Here is a 21,658-nt window from a genome sequence, read left to right on the forward strand (position 1 = left end):
GAGACAGAATGGAGATGATCCTGTTCAGGGATAAAACCCGGGCGCAGCAGGCCGATATTGTCGCAGTTCAGTCACAGGTGGTGTACGGCAGCGTGGGTAACAGTATTGCTGTGCCCAATATCCGCCAGCACCAGTTGAATGTGCTGGCAGTACCTACGGTGCTGTTCAGTAATACGCCGCACTATGACACCTTTTACGGTGGCGTGATCCCTGATGAGTGGTTTAGCGGCTATTTGCAGGCGCTGGAAGAGCGCGATGTCCTGCGCGAAGTGAAAGCGGTGACCACCGGGTATATGGGCAGCGCCAGCCAGATAAAGCTGCTGGCGCAGTGGCTCACGACGCTACGGGAAAAACATCCGCAGCTGGTGATCCTCGTCGATCCGGTGATTGGCGATACCGACAGCGGTATCTATGTAAAACCGGAAATTCCTCAGGCGTATTGTGAGCATCTGCTACCGCTGGCACAGGGGATCACGCCGAATGTGTTTGAGCTGGAAGTGTTAAGCGGTAAACCGTGCCGGGATCTGCAAAGCGCCATTGAGGCGGCGCAGGGGCTGCTCTCTGACTCGCTGCACTGGGTTGCCATCACCAGTGCGCCCGTGGAGGTGGATGACGGGCAAATCCATGTGGTGCTGGTCACGGCTGATGAGGTGACAGTGAGCGGTTATCCGCGTGTCGCGACGGATCTGAAAGGGACCGGTGATCTGTTCTGTTCCGAGCTGGTGAGCGGCATTATTCAGGGTAAAACGCTGGACACTGCAGTGCGTGCTGCGGGCGACAGGGTGGTGGACGTGATGGGCTATACCCTGGACAAGGGTTATGACGAGCTGATTTTACCGCCGTGTTAAAACAAAAATGGCGCCTTGCGGCGCCATTTTTATATGCGGTGAGCTTACTTCTTGATACGGATAACCGGGGTTTCGCCCACGGTCACGCTACCAGACAGTTTGATCAGCTCTTTGATTTCGTCCATGTTGGAGATAACCACCGGCGTCAGGGTTGACTTGGCTTTTTCTTCCAGCAGCGGCAGATCAAATTCGATTACCGGGTCGCCAACTTTCACGCGCTGGCCTTCTTCCGCGATGCGTTTGAAACCTTCGCCTTTCAGTTCAACGGTGTCGATACCGAAGTGAACGAACAGCTCAATGCCGCTATCGGATTCGATAGAGAAGGCATGGTTGGTTTCAAAGATTTTGCCGATAGTACCGTCAACCGGAGCTACCATTTTGTTGCCGGTTGGTTTGATTGCAATGCCATCACCAACGATTTTCTCAGCGAAAACGACATCAGGTACATCTTCAATGTTGACGATTTCGCCAGAAAGCGGGGCAACAATCTCAATGGTTCCGGTGTCTTTTTTATCATCAGAAACCAGAGATTTCAGTTTATCGAACAAACCCATGATCTTCTCCTAAGCAGTAATTTGGGCCGCATCTCGTGGATTAGCAGATTGTTTTTTCTTCAATGAACTTGTTAACCAGCGTCATTAACTCGTCCGTTGTCGGTTGAGCAAGAGCCTGCTCTGCTAACACCTTCGCATCTTCGAAGTTCGTGTTACGAATAATCTTCTTAATGCGCGGGATAGAAATGGCACTCATACTGAATTCATCCAGACCCATCCCCAGCAACAGAAGTGTAGCACGTTCGTCGCCAGCAAGCTCACCACACATGCCAGTCCATTTGCCTTCAGCATGAGAAGCATCAATAACTTGCTTGATCAAAGTGAGTACGGACGGTGACATCGGCTGGTAAAGATGTGAAATCATATCATTACCACGGTCAACTGCCAGGGTGTACTGCGTTAAATCATTGGTACCGATACTAAAGAAATCAACTTCTTTGGCCAGGTGACGAGCGATAGTCGCCGCGGCAGGGGTTTCCACCATGACGCCAATTTCAATGCTCTCGTCGAAGGCTTTACCTTCACTACGCAGTTCCTGTTTGTAGATTTCGATCTCTTTTTTCAGCGCACGCACTTCTTCAACAGAGATGATCATCGGGAACATAATGCGCAGTTTGCCGAAAGCAGAAGCGCGCAGGATAGCGCGAACCTGATCGCGAAGGATCTCTTTACGATCCATGGCGATACGCACAGCACGCCAGCCAAGGAACGGGTTCTCTTCTTTCGGGAAATTCATGTACGGCAGTTCTTTGTCGCCGCCAATGTCCATGGTGCGAACGATAACGGCCTGAGAGCCACAGGCTTCAGCAACCGCTTTGTACGCTTCGAACTGCTCTTCTTCGGTCGGCAGCGCGTCGCGATCCATAAACAGGAATTCGGTACGGTACAGGCCTACACCTTCAGCGCCATTGCGCTCTGCGCCCGCGATATCGCGAACGGTGCCGATGTTGGCGCAGACTTCTACCTGGTGACCATCAAGGGTGATCGCCGGCAGGTCTTTCAGTTTCGCCAGTTCCGCTTTCTCTTCTGCAACCTGAGCCTGCGCAGCACGCAGGGTTTCGATCTCGTCGTCGCTCGGATTAACGTAAACTTTGTTGTTCACCGCGTCGAGGATCAGGTAGTCGCCGTTTTTCACTTGCGTCGTGACGCTGCCGGTACCCACAATCGCTGGCAGTTCCAGAGAACGGGCCATGATGGACGTGTGAGATGTGCGGCCACCGATATCAGTGATAAAACCGAGTACCTTTTTCAGGTTCAACTGTGCGGTTTCTGACGGGGTCAGATCCGCCGCAACCAGGATGACTTCTTCCTGAATTGCGCTCAGGTCGATAATCGGCATACCCAGAATGTTGCGCAGCAGACGTTTACCGATGTCACGCACGTCAGCCGCGCGCTCTTTCAGGTATTCGTCGTCCAGCTCTTCCAGGGCCGTAGCCTGGCCTTCGATAACTTCATGCGCCGCAGCATCGGCAGTCATGCTCTTATCTTTAATCAGGGCTATGATTTCCTGCTCCAGCTCCTCATCTTCAAGCAGCATGATGTGCCCTTCGAAGATGGCTTCTTTTTCTTCACCGAAAGTTTCACCCGCTTTCGTTTTGATCGCTTCCAGCTGTGCCGATGCTTTGGCACGACCGCTCAGGAAACGCTCAACTTCCTGGTCAACCTTGTCGGCAGAAATTTTCTTCCGGTCGATGACGATCTCGTCTTCTTTCAGCAGCAGTGCTTTGCCGAAAGCGATACCCGGGGATGCTAAAATGCCTGAAATCATAACCCTACCTTTACTTGTGACTGATCTTGAAAAGAACCCGAAAAAACTTACTCGAGTTCAGCCATCAGTTTAACCAGATGTTCAACTGCTTTTTGCTCGTCTTCGCCTTCTGCGGTCAGAGTCACAACAGTACCTTGAGTCAGGCCCAGAGTTTGCAGTTTGAACAGGCTTTTCGCGCTGGCGCTTTTGCCGTTGGAAGTCACAGTGATCTCAGAAGAGAAGCCTTTCGCTTCTTTAACAAACTGAGCAGCAGGGCGGGTGTGCAGACCGTTCGGAGCGGTAATGGTAACTTCTTGCTGGAACATTGTATTTCCCCAACTTATAGGTTTAGTGTTGTGGAACTAAAGTCTAGCCTGGCGGTTAGACTTTAGCCTGTATAGTTAGCGCCGGCGTAACGGAACAAGAGACAGAGGTCGTGCCGATAAAATCCGCTACAGACGCATCCGATCGCTGACGTTTCGTCCGTCATTAAACATTATGCCGCGAAAGCCAGAATTGAACCAAATCATAAAATCGATTCAGCAAGATGAAATCTGACTCCGATTAATTTCGCGCTTCAAAATAAATGTGATGGTTAAATACCAGACCCGGAGGATCCAGGCAATGCCAGGAGGGGTAAAAATTTGATGTACGCCACAAAAAAGCACCTCGACGGGTGCTTTTTTGCGCTAATTTAACAATCTGGCATCACTGTTGCAGTTCTTTCTCAGTGAACAGATCCGCAAACAAAGCGGTGCTCAAATAACGCTCGCCGGAAGACGGAAGGATAACCACAATATTCTTATTGGTAAAGGTTTCATCTTCCTGCAGCTTCAATGCAGCTGCCACCGCCGCACCGGAAGAAATACCCGCCAGGATACCTTCTTCTTCCATCAGACGACGTGCCGTGCTGATGGCTTCTTCGTTGGTGATTTTGACAACTTTGTCGATCAGTTTCAAATCCAGGTTGCCCGGAATAAACCCGGCGCCGATGCCCTGTATTTTATGCGGACCTGGTTTCAGTTCTTCACCCGCCAGTGCCTGAGAAATGACCGGCGAATCGGTCGGCTCTACCGCCACGGTGATCAGATCGGTTTTGCCTTTGGTGTTCTTGATATAGCGCGTCACGCCGGTCAGAGTACCGCCGGTACCCACGCCAGAGATAAACACGTCCACCTGACCATCGGTATCTTCCCAGATCTCCGGACCGGTAGTTTTTTCGTGGATTTCCGGGTTCGCCGGGTTGCTGAACTGCTGCAGCAGCAGATACTTAGCTGGATCGCTGGCCACAATCTCTTCTGCTTTTTGAATCGCGCCTTTCATGCCTTTCGCGCCTTCGGTCAACACCAGGTTGGCACCCAGGGCTTTCAGCAGCTTACGGCGTTCGATGCTCATGGTTTCCGGCATGGTCAGCGTCAGTTTGTAACCGCGCGCTGCCGCCACATAGGCCAGAGCAATACCGGTGTTACCGCTGGTTGGCTCGACCAACTCGACGCCCGGCTTCAGTACACCGCGTTTTTCGGCATCCCAAATCATATTGGCACCGATACGGCATTTCACGCTGAAGCTTGGGTTGCGGGACTCGACCTTCGCCAGGATACGTCCGTTACCGATGCGGTTCAGTCGAACCAGCGGCGTATGACCAATAGTCAACGAGTTGTCTTCAAAAATCTTACTCATAGCCCGTCCTTAACTGTATGAAATTTGGGAACCCCATCAGCATACGCACTTACTGTTGATGCGGAAGTAAGGAATTCGCATATCTATATGCTGCACCGAAATAATGCTAAGCAGTATGGAATAAGAAACGGAATAATTCCTTAACGCCAGGCGGCATGTTTATCACGGTAGCAATCGACCCACATCGCCGTCGCGCCGCACACCGCCACCGGCATCACCACCAGGTTCAGCACCGGAATCAGCGTAAACAAGCTGGTCAGCGCGCCAAACTGCATATTCATGGACTTACGTGAACGCAGCGCGAGGCGCATCTCTTTGAACGGGACTTTATGGTTGTCGAACGGATAATCGCAATACTGGATCGCCAGCATCCACGCGCTGAACAGAAACCACAGCACTGGCGCGACGGTTTGCCCAATCCCCGGAATAAAATAGAGGATCAGCAACAGCGCGGCGCGTGGGAGATACCAGGCCAGTTTCTGCCATTCACGCTTCATAATGCGCGGCACATCTTTCATCACGCCCATGATACCGGCATCGGGTGGCGTGGCGCGGGTCAACCGCGCTTCCAGTTGCTCAGCCAGCAGGCCGTTAAACGGCGCGGCGATCCAGTTGGCGATAGTTGAAAAGAAATAACCAAACACCAGCAGAACTGAGATAACCACAATTGGCCATAACAGATAGCTCAGCCACTGTAACCAGTCCGGCACGTGGCTCATCAACGACGGGATCCAGCTATCAAGGCGGGTAAACAGCCACCAGAATGCGCCGCCCATCAGGATAATGTTCACCAGCAAAGGCAAAATCACGAAACGACGAATGCCTGGCAGCGTGACCAGTTTCCAGCCCTGGGAAAAGTAAAAGACGCCACTGCGTACCGTACTTGGGGACGATGAAATCATAATCTGCCTGTACTCCTTTTATGACAGCAGGAAAAATTGAAGCTTATAATATTCACCTGACGGGGGAAACCCGTTCAGAAATGTTCGAAAAAACAGCAAAAAGCACAATTTAGCGTATCTTTCTGCGGCGAAAGCCCCCCGCACACTTGCACTTGAGGTAAGGGGCAAATACTCTTAGTGAGTAAAGGTTTGCCGTGGTGGCAAGGTGTTAGAACAACAGAGAATATAATGATGCAGGATTTGCGTCTGATATTAATCATTGTTGGCGCGATCGCCATAATTGCTTTACTGGTTCATGGGTTCTGGACCAGCCGCAAAGAACGTTCTTCAATGTTCCGCGATCGCCCATTAAAACGCATGAAGTCGCGACGTGACGACGAAGAGTTGTATGACGAGGATGTCGAAGACGACGACGAAGGCGTGGGTGAAGTTCGTGTTCATAAAGTGAACACTGCGCCAAAAGCTACAAATGAGCAGGATGCACCGCGTCAGCATCCGCAGCATCAATATCAGCCGCCTTACGCGTCGGCCCAACCGCGCCCGTCTGCACCTGTGCAGCAACCGCCGGAAGAACCCGCGCACCACGCACCGCAGCCTTCTGTTCAGCCGTCGCAACCGGAACGCCGTCCTGTTCAGGCGCCCGTGTTTGAACCCCAACCGGTTCAGCACCAGCACTCTCCACAGCCTGCTGCTCCGCAATATCAACAACCTGCTGCACCGCAACATCAGCCGCAGCAACAGGTTCACACACCTGTGCCGCAGCCTGAGCCCGAGCCGGTTGTGGAAGCGCCGGTGGAAAAACCGCAGCGCAAAGAAACGGTCATTATTATGAACGTTGCCGCGCATCACGGCAGCACCCTCAACGGCGATGTGCTGTTGAACAGCATTCTGCAGGCGGGCTTTAAATTTGGCGATATGAGCATTTTCCATCGTCATCTTAGCCCGGACGGCAGCGGCCCGGCGCTTTTCAGTCTGGCGAATATGGTCAATCCAGGGACGTTTGACGTCGAGATGATGGGCGAAATGACCACACCGGGTGTGACTATCTTTATGCAGGTGCCTTCTTACGGCGATGAGCTGCAAAACTTTAAACTGATGCTGCAATCTGCACAGCATATCGCCGATGAAGTGGGCGGTGTGGTGCTGGACGATCAGCGTCGGATGATGACGCCGCAAAAACTGCGTGAATATCAGGACCGTATTCGCGAGGTCAAAGACGCCAACGCGTAACGGGTCCGCTCAGATACTTTCCTTCCAGAACCCCCGCCAGTCGGGGGTTTTTTATCATTGATGGTGCGATATGGAATCAATAGAACAACAACTGACAGAACTGCGAACCACTCTTCGCCATCATGAATACCTGTACCATGTTATGGATGCGCCGGAGATCCCGGATGCGGAATACGATCGCCTGATGCGTGAGCTGCGTGAGCTGGAAGCGCAACATCCTGATCTGATCACGCCAGACTCGCCCACACAGCGTGTTGGCGCCGCGCCGTTGACCGCGTTCAGCCAGGTGCGTCACGAAGTCCCGATGTTGTCGCTCGACAACGTTTTTGACGAAGAGAGCTTTCTGGCGTTTAACAAGCGCGTGCAGGATCGGTTGAAAAGCACCGACGCGTTGACTTACTGCTGCGAGCTGAAACTCGATGGCCTGGCGGTCAGCATTCTGTACGAAAATGGCGTGCTGGTCCGTGCCGCAACGCGTGGCGATGGTACGACCGGGGAAGACATCACGACGAACGTCCGCACCATCCGCGCGATCCCATTAAAGCTGCATGGCGACAACATTCCTGCACGCCTTGAAGTGCGCGGTGAGGTGTTTCTGCCGCAGACCGGTTTTGAAAAAATCAATGACGATGCGCGCCGCACCGGGGCAAAAGTGTTTGCCAACCCGCGTAACGCGGCGGCAGGGTCGTTGCGCCAGCTCGATCCGCGTATTACCGCAAAACGCCCGCTCACCTTCTTCTGCTATGGTGTCGGCATTCTTGAAGGCGGAGCACTGCCGCGCAGCCATCTGGCGCGTCTGCAACAGTTTAAAGCCTGGGGTCTGCCGGTGAGTGAGCGCATACGTCTGTGCGACAGCCCGGACGCGGTGCTGGCTTTCTACCATAAAGTTGAAGACGATCGCCCGACGCTGGGCTTTGATATCGATGGCGTGGTGATCAAGGTTGATTCCCTCGATTTGCAGGAGCAACTTGGCTTTGTTGCCCGTGCACCTCGTTGGGCGGTGGCATTTAAATTCCCGGCGCAGGAGCAAATGACCTTTGTGCGCGACGTGGAGTTCCAGGTTGGACGTACGGGGGCCATTACGCCTGTTGCGCGCCTTGAGCCGGTACACGTTGCCGGTGTGCTGGTGAGTAACGCCACACTGCACAATGCCGATGAGATTGATCGCCTGGGGTTACGGATTGGCGATAAGGTGGTGATTCGCCGTGCTGGCGATGTTATCCCGCAGGTGGTGAATGTGGTGCTCTCTGAACGCCCGGCAGAGACGCAAGAAGTGGTCTTCCCGGCGCACTGCCCGGTGTGCGGCTCTGATGTGGAGCGTGTGGAAGGCGAAGCGGTTGCCCGCTGTACGGGCGGGCTCATTTGCGGTGCACAACGTAAAGAAGCCCTGAAGCATTTTGTCTCCCGCCGCGCGATGGACGTGGACGGCATGGGCGATAAGATAATCGACCAGTTGGTGGAAAAAGAGTATGTGCTCACTCCCGCTGACTTATTCCGCCTGACGGCCGGAAAATTGACCGGTCTCGATCGCATGGGGCCAAAATCGGCGCAAAACGTGGTCAACGCGCTGGAAAAAGCCAAAGAGACGACGTTTGCCCGTTTCCTCTATGCGCTGGGAATTCGTGAAGTCGGCGAAGCCACGGCAGCCGGTCTGGCGGCCTATTTCGGTACGCTGGAGGCGCTTATGGCTGCCTCCGTCGATGAACTGCAAAAAGTCCCGGATGTGGGCGTGGTGGTGGCGAAGCACGTCGATAACTTCTTCAACGAAGAGAGCAACCGTGAGGTTATCCGCCAGCTTGTCGGCGAGGTGGGGATCCACTGGCCTGCACCTGTGGTGGTCAATGCCGAAGAGATCGACAGCCCGTTCGCCGGGAAAACGGTTGTGCTGACCGGCAGTCTGAGCCAGCTCTCCCGCGATGATGCCAAAGCACGTTTAACGGCGCTTGGCGCGAAAGTGGCGGGGAGCGTATCGAAGAAAACCGATCTGGTGATTGCAGGCGAAGCGGCGGGTTCAAAATTAGCGAAGGCGCAGGAACTGGGCATTGCGGTGATTGATGAGGCGGAAATGATCCGGCGACTGGGAGAGTAAATGGAAAAAGAGCAGCTCGTTGAGATCGCCAATACCGTGATGCCTTTCGGGAAATATCAGGGGCGACGGTTAATTGATCTGCCGGAAGAGTATCTGCTGTGGTTCGCCCGCAAAGAGGCGTTTCCCGCCGGGCGACTGGGTGAGTTACTGCAGATTACGTTGCTGATTAAAACGGAAGGGCTGAGCCATCTGGTTCAGCCCCTGAAACGCCGCTAAGCTTTCGCCGCTTCCTGCGCCTGGTTTTTCTCCGCCTGACGTTTGTAGCGGCGCGCCAGCACGGCGCAGACCATCAACTGGATCTGGTGGAAAATCATCAACGGCAGCACCATCATGCCAATGGCCGATGTCGGGAACAGGATGTTGGCCATCGGAATACCATTGGCAAGGCTCTTCTTCGAGCCGCAGAAGACAATGGTAATCTCATCCGCTTTGTTAAAGCCGCATTTACGCGCGACCACCACATTCACCACGATCACGATAGCCAGTAATACCAGGCTCGCTACCACGATAAACAGCAGTGAACCGACGCCGACTTTATGCCAGATGCCGTTAACCACCGCTTCACTGAATGCGGAGTACACCACCAGCAAAATCGACGTCTGGTCGGTTTTGGAAATCCACTTTTTATGTTTTGCCACCCATGCGCCGGTCCACGGGCGTGAGAGGTGCCCCAACACAAAAGGCAGCAGTAGTTGCAGCATGATTTTGCCAACCTGTTCGAGACTGCCTTCCGCGCCGTGCAGGTTCATCAGCAGGCCGACCAGCAGCGGCGAGAGGAAAATCCCAAGCAGGCTGGATGCCGATGCTGAACAGACGGCGGCCGCAACGTTGCCGCCCGCCAGTGACGTAAAGGCGATCGCCGACTGTACGGTAGCGGGCAAAATGCACAGGTAGAGGAACCCGGTATACAGCTCCTGGCTGACATTGACCGGTGACCACCAGACAAACAGCACGCCGAGCACCGGGAAGAGGACAAAGGTGCTGCACATGACCCACAGGTGTAAGCGCCAGTGGCTGCCGCCAGCGATGATGGCCTCGCGGGAGAGTTTTGCGCCATGCATAAAAAACAGCAGCGCAATGGCGGCGGTCGTCAGCCATTCAAAAAAGGGCACAAAGCTGCCGCGGGCAGGGAAGAACGAGGCCAGCAGAACCGTACAGACCAGCGTGAGGGTGAAGGGATCAAGAACACGAAACAGTTTCATAGGCACTCCTGAAAAACGATGTCGCTATTGTGCTTTTTCTGCTTTGAGAAATAAAATTGATTTATTGCATCCATTCATGAATTTAACAGATGAATTATTCACTCCGTCAGTTGCGCGTCTTCGTCACCGTTGCCCAGGCCAGAAGTTTTAGCCGGGCAGGGGACATCATTGGGCTCAGTCAGTCCGCCGTCAGTCACAGCGTTAAAGAGCTGGAGCGCCAGACCGGTGTTCGCTTGCTGGATCGCACTACCCGTGAAGTGGTGTTAACGGAAGCCGGGCAACAACTGGCGATACGTCTCGAACGGTTGTTAGATGAGCTTAGCAGCACGCTGCGCGAGGCCGGGCGGGTAGGGCAGCAATTAACCGGTACGGTACGTGTTGCCGCCAGCCAGACCATTTCTGCCCATCTGATCCCGCAATGCATAGCCAGCAGTAATCATCGCTATCCGGAAATCGATTTTGTGCTGCACGATCGACCACAACAGTGGGTGCTGGAGAGTATTCGCCAGGGAGAGGTGGATTTTGGCATTGTTATCGATCCGGGGCCGGTCAGCGATCTGCAAAGTGAGGAGATCCTTGAGGAACCCTTTTTTCTGTTGTGCCGTCACGATCATCCGTGGGCGCAACGCGCTGCTGTGCCGTGGTCAGCGTTAGAGGGGGCGCGGCTGGTGGTGCAGGATTATGCATCGGGGAGCCGTCCGCTGATTGATTCCGCACTGCTTCACTTTGGGATACAGGCAATGATTGTGCAGGAGATTGGTCACCCGGCGACGCTTTTTCCGATGGTGGAAGCGGGGATTGGCATCAGTGTGCTGCCTGCGTTGGCGCTGCCATTGCCACAAGGGAGCCAACTGGTAGTAAAACGTTTGGTGCCAGATGTACAACGGAAAATTATGCTGGTTTGCCGTAAAAACCGTTCGTTGTCGGGGGCTGCGCAGGCGTTATGGGAGGTGGTAAAAGAACAGGCCCGGTGTTTAAACCAGGCCCGTGAGGACGATCCGTTATTTACTCAGACGTAGATATCAATCTGATGATCGTCGGAAGGGTTGTTGACGCCTTCCACTTTTGCTTGCGGTTGTTGCTGAACTTGTTTCTGCTCAGCTTCTTCCGCTTGCTTGCGTTGCAACTGCGCCAGTTGTGCCTGCAGTTGCTGGATTTGAGCCTGAATCAGCTCTTGTTGTTTCTTTTTCTCTTCGGCGCTACCGCTGCCGTTGGACACATCTTTCAGCTGCTGAGTCAGCTTGGTGATCTGCTGAGTGATGCGGCTGATCTGCGCAGCGGTATCGCTGCTGGCAGACGATGAACTACCGGTGCTGCTGCTACTGCCTTGTACTGACGGAGTTGTTGCTGAGATAGTTGTCATTGAGCTCCCCTTCTTTGCCATAAAACATCATTATCGGCGTAATCAAATAGTTCTTGAGTCGCGGTCACGGAAAGGCCGCAATGTGAGCATCATATCCGGACATTAAGGATAAATTATGGATAAAGGTTACCGTGTTTACCTGTTGAAAAACATATAGTTTTATTGTTTTTGTCATTGCTGATAGGGTGTTTTAAAGCGCTGCTTTAAGTAAAATGTGAAAATTTATATCTGGCTAAAAACGCCATTCTACGCTGCAAAAATGCCGGTAATTATTTAGAAAATAAAGCGTTAGTCCTGGTCGGGTAAGGCACCGTTGATAATGCAGGCAGGAATGAAAGCGGGTACTGCGCGTAGCAGGGCTGGAATGAGATTCTGTGAGAGTTGGCAAATGCCGGAAAGCAAAAAAGCGCCTTTAGGGCGCTTTTTTACATTGGTGGGTCGTGCAGGATTCGAACCTGCGACCAATTGATTAAAAGTCAACTGCTCTACCAACTGAGCTAACGACCCGAAGTGGTGGGTGATGACGGGATCGAACCGCCGACCCCCTCCTTGTAAGGGAGGTGCTCTCCCAGCTGAGCTAATCACCCACTTCGGTACTTCACTGATAAGAATTCGCTGGCAAGAAAGTGGTGGGTGATGACGGGATCGAACCGCCGACCCCCTCCTTGTAAGGGAGGTGCTCTCCCAGCTGAGCTAATCACCCACTTCTCATTCTTATCTACACTGCGGGAACCACAAAAATCGTGGTGGGTGATGACGGGATCGAACCGCCGACCCCCTCCTTGTAAGGGAGGTGCTCTCCCAGCTGAGCTAATCACCCCCGCTGTGTGGAGTCGCATTATAGGGAGAGTTGAAAATGAGTCAACGCATTTTCAAAAGAAATTGTTCGTTCGTCGTAAAATTAGACAAACCGCTGCGTAATCCGTCGCGAGAGCATGATTTCTAAACAAAATAGCCCGATACACTGCCGATCGCGGCAACAACATTGAGGAATCAGCCCACAGTGATAGAATATTGCCCACTTTCATTTTAGGTAGTGCCGACGGTCGGCATCTTTATCAACGTAAGGCCAATTCATGAAAATCAAAACTCGCTTCGCGCCAAGCCCCACTGGCTATCTGCACGTTGGCGGCGCGCGTACAGCTCTCTATTCCTGGCTATTTGCTCGTCATCACGGCGGTGAGTTTGTACTGCGTATCGAAGACACCGATCTTGAACGCTCCACCCCGGAAGCAATTGAAGCCATTATGGATGGCATGAACTGGCTGAACCTGGAGTGGGACGAAGGCCCGTACTTCCAGACCAAACGTTTTGATCGCTATAACGCCGTGATTGACGAGATGCTGGAAGCCGGCACCGCATATAAATGCTACTGCTCCAAAGAGCGCCTTGAGCAGCTGCGTGAAACGCAGATGGCAAACAATGAAAAACCGCGTTACGACGGTCGCTGCCGCCACGACCACTCCCATCACGCAGATGATGAGCCTTGCGTGGTGCGTTTTGCCAACCCGCAGGACGGTTCCGTGGTGTTCGATGATCAAATCCGTGGCCCGATCGAGTTCAGCAACCTGGAACTCGACGATCTGATCATCCGCCGTACCGATGGATCCCCAACCTACAACTTCTGCGTTGTGGTGGATGACTGGGACATGGAGATCACTCACGTGATCCGTGGCGAAGACCATATCAACAACACGCCGCGCCAGATCAACATCCTGAAAGCGCTGAACGCACCGGTTCCGGTGTACGCGCACGTGTCGATGATCAACGGCGACGACGGTAAAAAACTCTCCAAACGCCATGGCGCTGTCAGCGTGATGCAGTACCGTGACGACGGCTATCTGCCAGAAGCGCTGCTGAACTATCTGGTGCGCCTGGGCTGGTCCAGCGGCGATCAGGAAATCTTCACCCGTGAAGAGATGATCAAACTGTTTTCGCTGGGCGCGGTCAGCAAATCGGCGAGTGCGTTTAACACCGACAAATTGCTGTGGCTGAACCATCACTACATCAATACGCTGGATCCGGAATATGTCGCGACCCATCTGCAATGGCATATTGAGCAGGAAAACATCGACACGCATACCGGTCCGCAACTGTTTGAGCTGGTGAAACTGCTGGGTGAACGTTGCAAAACCCTGAAAGAGATGGCGGCAAGCTGCCGTTACTTCTATGAAGAGTTTGACGCATTCGATGCCGATGCGGCGAAAAAACACCTGCGTCCGGTTGCCCGTCAGCCGCTGGAAGTGGTGCGAGACAAACTCGCGGCCATTACCGAATGGACCGCAGAAAATGTGCACCACGCCATTCAGGCCACTGCCGACGAACTGGAAGTGGGCATGGGCAAAGTGGGTATGCCGCTGCGTGTTGCGGTGACCGGCGCGGGCCAGTCTCCGGCGCTGGACGTGACCGTTCACGCGATTGGTCAGTCCCGCAGCGTGGCGCGTATCAACAACGCGCTGGCGTTTATTGCTGAGCGCGAAAACCAGCAGTAATAAATAGCGCCGTATGAACAAAAGCCGCCCTCCCTGAAGGCGGCTTTTTTACTACCAGCTGTAGCTGACGGTTGCCGTCATCGTCCGGCCAATGCCATAGAAACAGGCACTGCTGCCGCTACAGGCTGCCACATACTTGGTATTGGCAATGTTGTTGACGTTAAATTGCACGTTCGCCCCTTTCATGTTGCTGCTCAGTTCACCGAGATCGTAACCGAGCATTACGTCATACAGATCCACCGCCGGGACTTTAAACGTATTCTGCGCATCGCCATAGCTGGTACCGATGTAACGGACTCCCACGCCTGCGGTCAGGCTTTTCAACGGGCCACCCGGCAGGGTGTAGCTGGTGAAAGCCGACGCTATATGCGTTGGAATACGCGCTGGCGTTTTGCCTTTGGTGCTGGCGACGGTAGTTTCGGCGTTTTCCGCATCGGTGTAGGTATAAGAGGCGATCAGGTTCAGGCTATTAAACAACGTGGCGTGCAGTTCCGCTTCCAGCCCTTTCGAACGGATTTCGCCCGCGTTTTCATACCAGCCTTCACTGCTGTTGTAGGTCGGTACATTATCCTGACGCAGATCGTACACCGCCAGCGACATCAGCGTGTTTTCCAGCGGCTGATATTTCACACCCACTTCCGTCTGTTTGCCGGTGGTCGGTTTAAACGGTGCCACGCCCGGCGCGCGGTTCGTTTGCTGGTTTGGCTCAAACGAGGTGCTGTAGCTGATATACGGCGACAGACCAACATCGAACGCGTACAGCAGGCCAGTGCGCCAGGTGAATTTGCTGTCGTTTTGCTGCACCGTCGGGTCGCTGGAGGTGAAGTCCGTGGTACGAACTTCCGACCAGTCATAACGCCCGGAAAGCAGTAACTCCCAGTTATTCCAGCTCAGTTGATCCTGCAGATAAAGCCCCATCTGGTCGAGGTTTTGCTGCTCGTTAGTACGGGTACTGAAGGTGCTTTCATCCACATTCACGCCGTACACCGGGTGGGTCCAGTCAAAATCATATTGTGAGCCGGTCCCGCGTTGCAGTAACTGGTGATCCCGGCTTGATTTGTAATCCAGCCCGCCCAACAGCGTATGGTTAACTTCTGCGGTGGCAAACTGCGCTTCAACCTGGTTATCGAGGCCGAACTCATCGGTCTGGCGCGTTTCATGCTGGGCATTACGCGTTAATACTGTGCTGTTTGCCGCATTGTTGGCATACACCAGGTAGCGGTATTTCTGTTTGATCGTGGCGTAGCGGGCGTTCTGGCGCAGCGTGATCATATCGTTAAGCTGGTGCTCAAACTCATACCCGATCATCGTCTGCTCGCGCCAGGATTGATCATAATTGGGATCGCTGACGTTCATATCGCGCGGCAGATAACGCCCGTTGGCGCTGACCACCGTGCCGTAATAGGGCAGGAAATTGCGATAACCGGCGTCCGGATCTTTCTGGTAGCTGGTCAGCAGGGTAAAACGGGTCTGATCGTTAGGATACCAGGTGATCGATGGCGCAATCGCCATGCGCGTCTCTTTGTAATCATCCACCTGATTATTCTGCGTGCGAGCAATACCGTTCACGCGATACAACACGCGCCCGTCATCGCTGAGTTTACCGCCAAAATCAAACGCGCCTTCCGCCAGATTATTGTTGCCGGTGCGGAACTGTACGCTATGAATCGCCTCACTGGTCGGGCGCTTGCTGGTCATGCTGATAAGCCCGCCTGGGTTGACCTGGCCAAACAGCACCGATGCCGGGCCGCGCACCAGTTCGACCCGCTCCAGCAGCCACGGATCGAGCGTACCGGTTTGAGAGGAGGCGGTTGCGCCGTAACTCAGGCCATCAAGGAATTTCGGCACATAGCTGAAACCGCGCACAAACACTTCATCATTCCGGTTGGAGGAGCCGCGGTACTCGGTGAACACGCCCGCGCTGTAACGCAGTGCCTGGGATACCGAGCTGACATCCAGCGCTTTCATTTGATCGCGGGTGATCACCGACACCGATTGCGGTGTTTTGACTAAATCCTCCGCCGTTTTGGTGGCCGCCAGCGTTTTGGTCGCCACCATGCCTTTCACCGGTGCGGTGGGATCTTCCGCAGCACCTGGTGTGACCAGCAGCGTTTCTTCGCCCGCGTTTTTTGCCAGCGCCGGAGAGCTGGCGGTGCCAACTGTCAGGCTCAGCAGCCAGAGTTGCATGATTTTGTTATTTTTAAACATGAGTTAAAACGTCCCGTTTTAAAAACAGCCATTCAAATAACCCCCTTATTTCTTAAGCAAATAAGGGGGCCAGACACCATTAACGGCATGGATGATATTGCAAATAATTACCATTTGCATTAGCGTTGTGTGGAATTTCATAAACGGAAACATTGCCGATGAAAATGGCGTTGAGTGGTTTACTGATTGGGCTAAGCGCACTGCCGGCAATGGCTACACAGTGTGAAGCGCCCTCAGTCCAGGGCGAGCAGCACGGGAAATTTGATGCCAGCGGGGAGGTCTGTTTTCAGCTTCCGCTGCTGGGGGAAAATTATGTTGCCGCCACGCTGTCTGGTGTGACCGACGCTCATTTGCTGGACAGGCAAAACCACCCTTTACGTGCGTTACTGGAAGGCGGACCGAGTGATGGCGAGCAGTCATTGCTGTTTTCGTTACCGATACAACAACCTTCATCACTGGTGCTGCATGGCCAGGAAGGCACGCGCTGGCGCTTCTCGTGGCGAATGAAAGAGACCACGCCGCTTCCGCGCCCGCAGACGCTTGCGCCAGTGAGCCCGCGTTTGCAGCAACTGGCCAGCGAGCTCGCTGCTGGCGGTACAACAGAGGCCTTCTGGCAGGAGCGAAAACAAGCAGGGACGCCCTTAGTTGAACCGGTTGACGCCAGCCACAAGCGGGTCACGTTTTTATGGCGCGGCGCACGTGCGAATGTCTTTATTCTCGGATCACCAGCAGGCGATCACGATCCCCTGTTTCGTCTCGCACATTCGGATGTCTGGTTCCGCAGTTATGTCGTCCCGGCGGATACCCGCATGCAGTATCAGCTCGCGCCGGATGTACCGCAGGTCGACGGTAGCACACGGGATCAACGTCGGGCGATCCTCGTTAGCGCGCAAGCTGACCCGCTTAATCCACACACCCTGAACACCGGGCAGACCGATCGCTGGAACCGCGCGTCACTGCTTGATTTAGCGCCTGCGCGCTATTTCTCCAGCGAAGCCATGGCGCAACCGGTGCGTCACGGTGTTCTGTCGCGTCAGTCATTTTACAGTGAACGCCTGGGCAACCGCCGTGAGATCGTGATTTACCGGCCGCGTGCATCGCAGCCCGCGCGCTGGACGGTGATCCTCTTCGATGGACAAACCTGGCAAGGGGAGTACCGCACCGCCAATGTGCTGGATGGTCTGATTGCCCGCCACGCGCTGCCGCCGGTCAATATTGTCTTTATCAACAGCCTCGATCACGCGCGGCGTGCCAAAGAGCTGCCGCCGAATACGGATTTTGCCGACGTTATGGCCTGGGAACTGATGCCATGGCTACGTCGGCAGGGGATCCCGCTAACGCGTAATAAAACCGTGCTGGCCGGAGCAAGCTATGGTGGCCTGGCCGCGTCGTGGGTGGCGTTACGTTACCCGCGCCTGTTCGGTAATGTGCTGAGCCTTTCCGGTTCGTACTGGTGGGCGCCAGAGGGGGAAACGCCGGGCTGGTTGACGCGTCAGTACCAACATGCGCCGCGCTATCCGGTGCGATTCTGGGTACAGGCAGGGCGGTTTGAGTCACAAGGGGCTGACGGCGGCATCTACGCGAACAGTCGTGAGTTTGCGCAGGCACTGCGCGAAAAAGGCTACACCGCGAGTTTTCACCCCTGGTCAAGTGGCCATGATTACGCGGCGTGGGTCGAAGCGCTGGTGGCAGGCATGCGGGATTTTACCGGGCTGAAGTAACGGGCCGCCAGGCAAACAAAACGCCCGGCAGCGCTAACGCGTACCGGGCTTGTGCAGGTTGCGAAGGCTTAACGTACAACCACAAAACGTTTGTCATCGTCCATAAAGGCTTTTTCGCCTGCTGGTGCAACAATTGAACCGAAGTTCATATGGCCGCGCAGCTTCCAGTTTTCCGGGATATTCCAGGTACGCTGTACATCGGCATCCACCAGCGGATTGTAGTGCTGTAAGTTCGCACCAATCCCTTTTTCGGTCAGCGCCAGCCAGACGGCATACTGGGCAATACCGGTGCTGTGTTCAGACCAGACCGGGAAGTTATCGGCATAGGCGGCAAACTGCTCCTGCAACCCTTTCACCACGTTCTGATCTTCGAAAAACAGCACCGAACCGGCCGCTGCGGCAAAGCCGTCGATTTTTTCCGAGGTGGCGTGGAAGTTCTCTGCCGGCACGATCTTTCTCAGCTGTTCGCGCGTCAGTTCCCAGAACTGTACGTGTTCTTTACCCAGCAGGATCAGCGCGCGAGAACTTTGCGAGTTAAATGCAGACGGTGCCTGGCGAATCGCTTCTTTGATGGTTTCAATCACAACATTTTCTGCCACCGGCAAGTTTTTACCGAGGGCGTAAATGGTTCTGCGTTGTTTCGCCAACGCGATAAAGTTGTCTGACATGACGGCTCCTGAAGTTGACTGTTCAACCGCGGCCGGGGTGGCCTGCGGAAACAAAGCGCTAAAAATTTTCTGCAACGGGTTCATGTTCGCCTGATCCTGGTTGTGATATCGCCCCTTTACGGGGCGATGTTTTTATTTGCTCAGTACTGCGGTCATATACACGCCGTTGTCGCTACGGGCGCTGGTGATTTTGTAAGAGGCATTTGCCTGTTCTGCCTGAGCGGCAATTTTTGCTTCAGCCGCGCTGAGGGTGGAAGCGCTGGCGCTGATGCTTTGTGCAAAAGAACCGAAAGAGAGAGTAGAAAGTGCAGCAACAGCAACGAAAGTTTTGATGAATTTCATGGTCGTAATCCTGTTCAGTTTTGTTTGAGAAGGGCTGTGTTGCCCTGATGTGATAAATCATAAGCCTGCAAATCGCTGATAAAAAGCGGAACAATTTGCGGATAACGTTCAAAAAAATAGAACAAGAGTGGCGAGGGAGATGCAATTAAAAGTGGGGGAGTTAACCCTGCCGCTAACCGGAGAGGGCAGGGTAAATGTTCTCAGACAGCGAGCCAGCGCCGCCAGATAAAGCGCAACACAAAGAACTCAATGCAACCGAGCAGCAAAAACCACAGGCAGTAGATCAGGGTATAAAGCTGATTTAAATCCAGCAGATGGAAGTGCTGCACCAGGCTTTGCGCCAGTTGCAGCCCCGGTGTGGGCGCGGGAAGCAGCAACACAGAGATAAACGCCATCAGCAGGATGCCAGCAAGGGTAACCAGAGATTCTAAGGGGTGTTTCATAAGCGTCTGTCGGTGGTGAAAAGCCGCATTGTCGGGGAAAGCTGGCCTGAGCGCAACGTTCCCCGACGGGCAATCAGGCCACCACGAAGCGGTCAACCAGTGTTGCCATGGTTTCGGACTGATGATCCAGCATCTGGCTGGCGCTGGCGGCACTCGCCACCAGACCGGCGTTTTGCTGCGTGACCTGCTCCAGCTGGTTCAGCGCCTGATGCACCTGCGAAACGCCCAGCGACTGCTCACTGGCCGCGCGGGCAATATCGCTGATAAATGCCAGCATCTGGCCGGTATTGGCCTTCGCCGCTTGCAATGCGCGATCGGAGGACTGCACCAGCGTTACTCCTTGCTGGATCTGCTCCATATTTTTCGTGACCAGTTCGCGGATCTGATGCGCGTCGTTGGCGCAACGTTGGGACAGATTGCGCACTTCGCTTGCCACCACCGCAAAGCCTTTGCCCATCTCTCCGGCACGCGCGGCTTCAACTGCGGCGTTCAACGCCAGCAGGTTGGTCTGGAAGGAGATTTCGTCAATCGAGCTGACAATGCTGGAGATCTGTTCGCTGGAGGCGCGGATAGCGCTCATGCTCAGGTTCGCTTCGCCCGCCACGCGGCTCGCTTCCTGCACCTGTTTCTCCATCTCTTCGGTCAGTTTTTTCGCTTCGTTGGCGTTATCCGCTGTCTGGTTCACTGCCGTGGCGATTTGCTCCATGCTGGCTGCGGTTTCCACCAGCGACGCGGCTTGCTCATCCGTGCGGGACGCTAAATCCTGATTGCCGCCAGCAATCTCAGAACTGGCGCCGCGCAGTACATTCGCCCCGTGCTTAATTTCACTCACAATATGCTGAATGTTCTCTATCGCCTGGTTGTAAGCGCGGTTAAGCAGAGAGAGCTCATCGGTGCCGGGAACCTCCAGCCGCTGGGTCAGATCGCCGTTCATCCCTTCAATGGTGGAGAGCGAGGTATGTAACTGGCGGTGAATGCTGCTGGCGACCAGCAAGGCGAAAAACAGCGCCACAACCAGTGCCGCAACGCTGATAACAGCAAAGATCGTCACGTCGCGCCAGGCTTTATCCGCCAGCGTTTGCGCCGTGTGCAGCAGTGTATTGGCAGAGGCATCTTCAACGGATTTCAGCACCGTAATGCGCTCTGTCTGGGCTTTGAACCAGTCGGCAGGCGCAATGCCAAAGCCGCCCTCTGTCGCACGATCAATCGCATGCTGGCGAAGTTCCAGCGCATGTGTTGCCTGCGGCGTTTGCAGTTGCGCCGCCAGCTTCGCGTTGACGTCCGCCGTACTGAAAACACGCGTTGCCGCCAGCCATGCCTGCTGTTTACCCACCACTTCATTAAGCAAGCGGAACTGCCCGTCGTTAAAACGATCGGCAGAGAAAACGTTCGACATCAGGGCACGTTCAACGCCAGTCTGTTCTTTGGCGTTGAGCAGGCTGTAGTAAGCCGCCAGTTGGTTGACGATATCGCCATTGTCGGTGAGCTGGCTAATGCCTCCCACCACATTGAGTAAATCGTTGATGATCGTGCTGTACCACACCAGCGACTCGCTGCCGCTTACGCTCTGGCTTCGCACCTGCTGGCGGAATGCCTCCAGTCCTTGCTGGTGTTGCCGGAATTGGTCCAGTGCGCGTTGGATATCGCTATTGGCATCTTGTACCTGCGACTGTTTAAGCGCCTCCGCAAACTGGCTAAGCGTCTGTGCCGACAAGGGATATTGTGCTGATAATTCAGTGGAAAATTGCTGACCTTTACTGCCTAAATAACCGGCGCTCATGCCACGCTCTTTTTGCAACTCCTGAATCACGTTACCGGCGTTTTTTGCAAGCTCCGTCAACGAGATAATGGTGCGCATTTGCTGACCCGTTTCCACGCGGGACAGGATGCCGCTGGTTGCCAGCCAGATCAACGCAAACAATAGCGGTAGCAGCGCCAGTAATAATTTTGCTTTCATCGAAAAACGGTAAATCCAACTCATAAATATGCCTCATGTTTGCGGGTGCTCATATTTGTTATCGGAATAGAGGCTGACGCCTTTATTTTAACGTAAGGCTTGTTGATATTTATCAATTCTTCTAATGTGTTCTTACTCCTTTGTGGGTATTATTTGTGGCAAAAGAAAAGCTTATTAAAAATAAGCTTTTTTTATCTGTCTGATTAATCACA

The 21,658-nt window shown here is 54.1% G+C and carries 19 protein-coding genes and 4 tRNA genes; 7 read left to right on the top strand and 16 right to left on the bottom strand.

The window, feature by feature from the left end; translation table 11 throughout:
- The first annotated feature begins 8 nt into the window (after positions 1-8).
- Positions 9-848: a pyridoxine/pyridoxal/pyridoxamine kinase gene (pdxK, locus tag N7922_RS07120; RefSeq protein ID WP_263099873.1), complete on the top strand. Its 840-nt coding sequence runs from the start codon at positions 9-11 to the stop codon at positions 846-848.
- Between the two features lie 44 nt (positions 849-892).
- Here the strand turns inward: pdxK and crr are convergent, their stop codons facing one another.
- The 5 genes from crr to cysZ all read right to left on the bottom strand — a co-directional run bounded on the left by crr (position 893) and on the right by cysZ (position 5,731).
- Positions 893-1,402, bottom strand: a complete 510-nt coding sequence (crr, locus tag N7922_RS07125; RefSeq protein ID WP_000522253.1) for a PTS glucose transporter subunit IIA — start codon at positions 1,400-1,402, stop codon at positions 893-895.
- A 40-nt stretch (positions 1,403-1,442) separates the two neighbouring features.
- Positions 1,443-3,170 carry a phosphoenolpyruvate-protein phosphotransferase PtsI gene (gene ptsI, locus N7922_RS07130; protein ID WP_061493793.1) on the bottom strand — a complete coding sequence of 576 codons (1,728 nt, stop codon included), beginning with the start codon at positions 3,168-3,170 and terminating at the stop codon, positions 1,443-1,445.
- Between the two features lie 47 nt (positions 3,171-3,217).
- Positions 3,218-3,475, bottom strand: coding sequence for a phosphocarrier protein Hpr (gene ptsH, locus N7922_RS07135; RefSeq protein WP_007370907.1), 258 nt, complete (start codon positions 3,473-3,475; stop codon positions 3,218-3,220).
- 382 nt (positions 3,476-3,857) lie between these two features.
- Positions 3,858-4,829 carry a cysteine synthase A gene (gene cysK, locus N7922_RS07140; RefSeq protein WP_061493794.1) on the bottom strand — a complete coding sequence of 324 codons (972 nt, stop codon included), beginning with the start codon at positions 4,827-4,829 and terminating at the stop codon, positions 3,858-3,860.
- Positions 4,830-4,969: 140 nt separating this feature from the next.
- Complete coding sequence (gene cysZ / locus N7922_RS07145) at positions 4,970-5,731, bottom strand: sulfate transporter CysZ (RefSeq protein ID WP_263099874.1); 762 nt, start codon at positions 5,729-5,731, stop codon at positions 4,970-4,972.
- A 228-nt stretch (positions 5,732-5,959) separates the two neighbouring features.
- Here cysZ and zipA point away from each other — a divergent pair, with 228 nt between their 5' ends.
- From zipA to N7922_RS07160, 3 genes are all read left to right on the top strand, one after another.
- Positions 5,960-6,961, top strand: coding sequence for a cell division protein ZipA (zipA, locus tag N7922_RS07150; protein WP_263099875.1), 1,002 nt, complete (start codon positions 5,960-5,962; stop codon positions 6,959-6,961).
- 70 nt (positions 6,962-7,031) lie between these two features.
- Positions 7,032-9,050 carry an NAD-dependent DNA ligase LigA gene (ligA, locus tag N7922_RS07155; RefSeq protein WP_263099876.1) on the top strand — a complete coding sequence of 673 codons (2,019 nt, stop codon included), beginning with the start codon at positions 7,032-7,034 and terminating at the stop codon, positions 9,048-9,050.
- Complete coding sequence (locus N7922_RS07160) at positions 9,051-9,266, top strand: DUF3820 family protein (protein ID WP_061493798.1); 216 nt, start codon at positions 9,051-9,053, stop codon at positions 9,264-9,266. It abuts the gene before it with no gap.
- Here the strand turns inward: N7922_RS07160 and N7922_RS07165 are convergent.
- Complete coding sequence (locus tag N7922_RS07165; protein WP_263099877.1) at positions 9,263-10,252, bottom strand: bile acid:sodium symporter family protein; 990 nt, start codon at positions 10,250-10,252, stop codon at positions 9,263-9,265. The two genes, N7922_RS07160 and N7922_RS07165, sit on opposite strands and share 4 nt — an antisense overlap.
- A gap of 89 nt (positions 10,253-10,341) precedes the next feature.
- Between N7922_RS07165 and N7922_RS07170 the strand changes: the two genes are divergently transcribed.
- Entirely contained in the window at positions 10,342-11,271 is a 930-nt protein-coding gene (locus N7922_RS07170) for a LysR family transcriptional regulator (protein ID WP_263099878.1), read from the top strand.
- Here N7922_RS07170 and N7922_RS07175 read toward each other — a convergent pair.
- The 5 genes from N7922_RS07175 to N7922_RS07195 all read right to left on the bottom strand — a co-directional run bounded on the left by N7922_RS07175 (position 11,262) and on the right by N7922_RS07195 (position 12,435).
- Complete coding sequence (locus N7922_RS07175) at positions 11,262-11,615, bottom strand: FlxA-like family protein (protein WP_263099879.1); 354 nt, start codon at positions 11,613-11,615, stop codon at positions 11,262-11,264. The two genes, N7922_RS07170 and N7922_RS07175, sit on opposite strands and share 10 nt — an antisense overlap.
- A gap of 431 nt (positions 11,616-12,046) precedes the next feature.
- Positions 12,047-12,122: transfer RNA gene (locus N7922_RS07180), tRNA-Lys, on the bottom strand.
- Positions 12,123-12,126: 4 nt separating this feature from the next.
- Positions 12,127-12,202 (bottom strand) — tRNA-Val (locus tag N7922_RS07185).
- 40 nt (positions 12,203-12,242) lie between these two features.
- A tRNA-Val gene (locus N7922_RS07190) sits at positions 12,243-12,318 on the bottom strand.
- 41 nt (positions 12,319-12,359) lie between these two features.
- Positions 12,360-12,435: transfer RNA gene (locus N7922_RS07195), tRNA-Val, on the bottom strand.
- Between the two features lie 256 nt (positions 12,436-12,691).
- Between N7922_RS07195 and gltX the strand changes: the two genes are divergently transcribed.
- Complete coding sequence (gltX, locus tag N7922_RS07200; protein ID WP_263099880.1) at positions 12,692-14,107, top strand: glutamate--tRNA ligase; 1,416 nt, start codon at positions 12,692-12,694, stop codon at positions 14,105-14,107.
- Between the two features lie 51 nt (positions 14,108-14,158).
- On the opposite strand, the gene N7922_RS07205 is transcribed toward gltX, so the two are convergent.
- A complete protein-coding gene (locus N7922_RS07205; RefSeq protein WP_263099881.1) occupies positions 14,159-16,315 on the bottom strand; it encodes a TonB-dependent siderophore receptor in 2,157 nt (718 codons plus the stop codon).
- Positions 16,316-16,473: 158 nt separating this feature from the next.
- On the opposite strand from N7922_RS07205, the gene N7922_RS07210 reads away from it, so the two are divergent.
- Entirely contained in the window at positions 16,474-18,036 is a 1,563-nt protein-coding gene (locus tag N7922_RS07210; protein ID WP_263099882.1) for an alpha/beta hydrolase-fold protein, read from the top strand.
- Positions 18,037-18,104: 68 nt separating this feature from the next.
- On the opposite strand, the gene N7922_RS07215 is transcribed toward N7922_RS07210, so the two are convergent.
- From N7922_RS07215 to N7922_RS07230, 4 genes are all read right to left on the bottom strand, one after another.
- A complete protein-coding gene (locus N7922_RS07215) occupies positions 18,105-18,704 on the bottom strand; it encodes a nitroreductase family protein (protein WP_263099883.1) in 600 nt (199 codons plus the stop codon).
- Positions 18,705-18,836: 132 nt separating this feature from the next.
- Positions 18,837-19,046: a YdgH/BhsA/McbA-like domain containing protein gene (locus N7922_RS07220; RefSeq protein WP_088238171.1), complete on the bottom strand. Its 210-nt coding sequence runs from the start codon at positions 19,044-19,046 to the stop codon at positions 18,837-18,839.
- A 200-nt stretch (positions 19,047-19,246) separates the two neighbouring features.
- A complete protein-coding gene (locus tag N7922_RS07225) occupies positions 19,247-19,489 on the bottom strand; it encodes a DUF1158 domain-containing protein (protein ID WP_263099884.1) in 243 nt (80 codons plus the stop codon).
- Between the two features lie 73 nt (positions 19,490-19,562).
- On the bottom strand, positions 19,563-21,470 hold the full coding sequence (locus tag N7922_RS07230; protein WP_263099885.1) for a methyl-accepting chemotaxis protein: 1,908 nt from the start codon (positions 21,468-21,470) through the stop codon (positions 19,563-19,565).
- Between the last annotated feature and the right edge of the window lie 188 nt (positions 21,471-21,658).

The sequence above is a fragment of the Kosakonia sp. ML.JS2a genome (assembly GCF_025642095.1).
GTDB lineage: Bacteria > Pseudomonadota > Gammaproteobacteria > Enterobacterales > Enterobacteriaceae.

What these genes read in the sequence shown, in the direction of transcription:
- cysK (WP_061493794.1), bottom strand. Translation starts at nt 4,829, where the DNA reads ATGAGTAAGATTTTTGAAGACAACTCGTTGACTATTGGTCATACGCCG.
- N7922_RS07225 (WP_263099884.1), bottom strand. Translation starts at nt 19,489, where the DNA reads ATGAAACACCCCTTAGAATCTCTGGTTACCCTTGCTGGCATCCTGCTG.
- zipA (WP_263099875.1), top strand. Translation starts at nt 5,960, where the DNA reads ATGATGCAGGATTTGCGTCTGATATTAATCATTGTTGGCGCGATCGCC.
- N7922_RS07205 (WP_263099881.1), bottom strand. Translation starts at nt 16,315, where the DNA reads ATGTTTAAAAATAACAAAATCATGCAACTCTGGCTGCTGAGCCTGACA.
- N7922_RS07175 (WP_263099879.1), bottom strand. Translation starts at nt 11,615, where the DNA reads ATGACAACTATCTCAGCAACAACTCCGTCAGTACAAGGCAGTAGCAGC.
- N7922_RS07210 (WP_263099882.1), top strand. Translation starts at nt 16,474, where the DNA reads ATGAAAATGGCGTTGAGTGGTTTACTGATTGGGCTAAGCGCACTGCCG.
- N7922_RS07170 (WP_263099878.1), top strand. Translation starts at nt 10,342, where the DNA reads ATGAATTATTCACTCCGTCAGTTGCGCGTCTTCGTCACCGTTGCCCAG.
- gltX (WP_263099880.1), top strand. Translation starts at nt 12,692, where the DNA reads ATGAAAATCAAAACTCGCTTCGCGCCAAGCCCCACTGGCTATCTGCAC.
- N7922_RS07165 (WP_263099877.1), bottom strand. Translation starts at nt 10,252, where the DNA reads ATGAAACTGTTTCGTGTTCTTGATCCCTTCACCCTCACGCTGGTCTGT.
- ptsI (WP_061493793.1), bottom strand. Translation starts at nt 3,170, where the DNA reads ATGATTTCAGGCATTTTAGCATCCCCGGGTATCGCTTTCGGCAAAGCA.
- ptsH (WP_007370907.1), bottom strand. Translation starts at nt 3,475, where the DNA reads ATGTTCCAGCAAGAAGTTACCATTACCGCTCCGAACGGTCTGCACACC.
- cysZ (WP_263099874.1), bottom strand. Translation starts at nt 5,731, where the DNA reads ATGATTTCATCGTCCCCAAGTACGGTACGCAGTGGCGTCTTTTACTTT.
- pdxK (WP_263099873.1), top strand. Translation starts at nt 9, where the DNA reads ATGGAGATGATCCTGTTCAGGGATAAAACCCGGGCGCAGCAGGCCGAT.
- N7922_RS07215 (WP_263099883.1), bottom strand. Translation starts at nt 18,704, where the DNA reads ATGTCAGACAACTTTATCGCGTTGGCGAAACAACGCAGAACCATTTAC.
- crr (WP_000522253.1), bottom strand. Translation starts at nt 1,402, where the DNA reads ATGGGTTTGTTCGATAAACTGAAATCTCTGGTTTCTGATGATAAAAAA.
- N7922_RS07160 (WP_061493798.1), top strand. Translation starts at nt 9,051, where the DNA reads ATGGAAAAAGAGCAGCTCGTTGAGATCGCCAATACCGTGATGCCTTTC.
- N7922_RS07230 (WP_263099885.1), bottom strand. Translation starts at nt 21,470, where the DNA reads ATGAGTTGGATTTACCGTTTTTCGATGAAAGCAAAATTATTACTGGCG.
- ligA (WP_263099876.1), top strand. Translation starts at nt 7,032, where the DNA reads ATGGAATCAATAGAACAACAACTGACAGAACTGCGAACCACTCTTCGC.
- N7922_RS07220 (WP_088238171.1), bottom strand. Translation starts at nt 19,046, where the DNA reads ATGAAATTCATCAAAACTTTCGTTGCTGTTGCTGCACTTTCTACTCTC.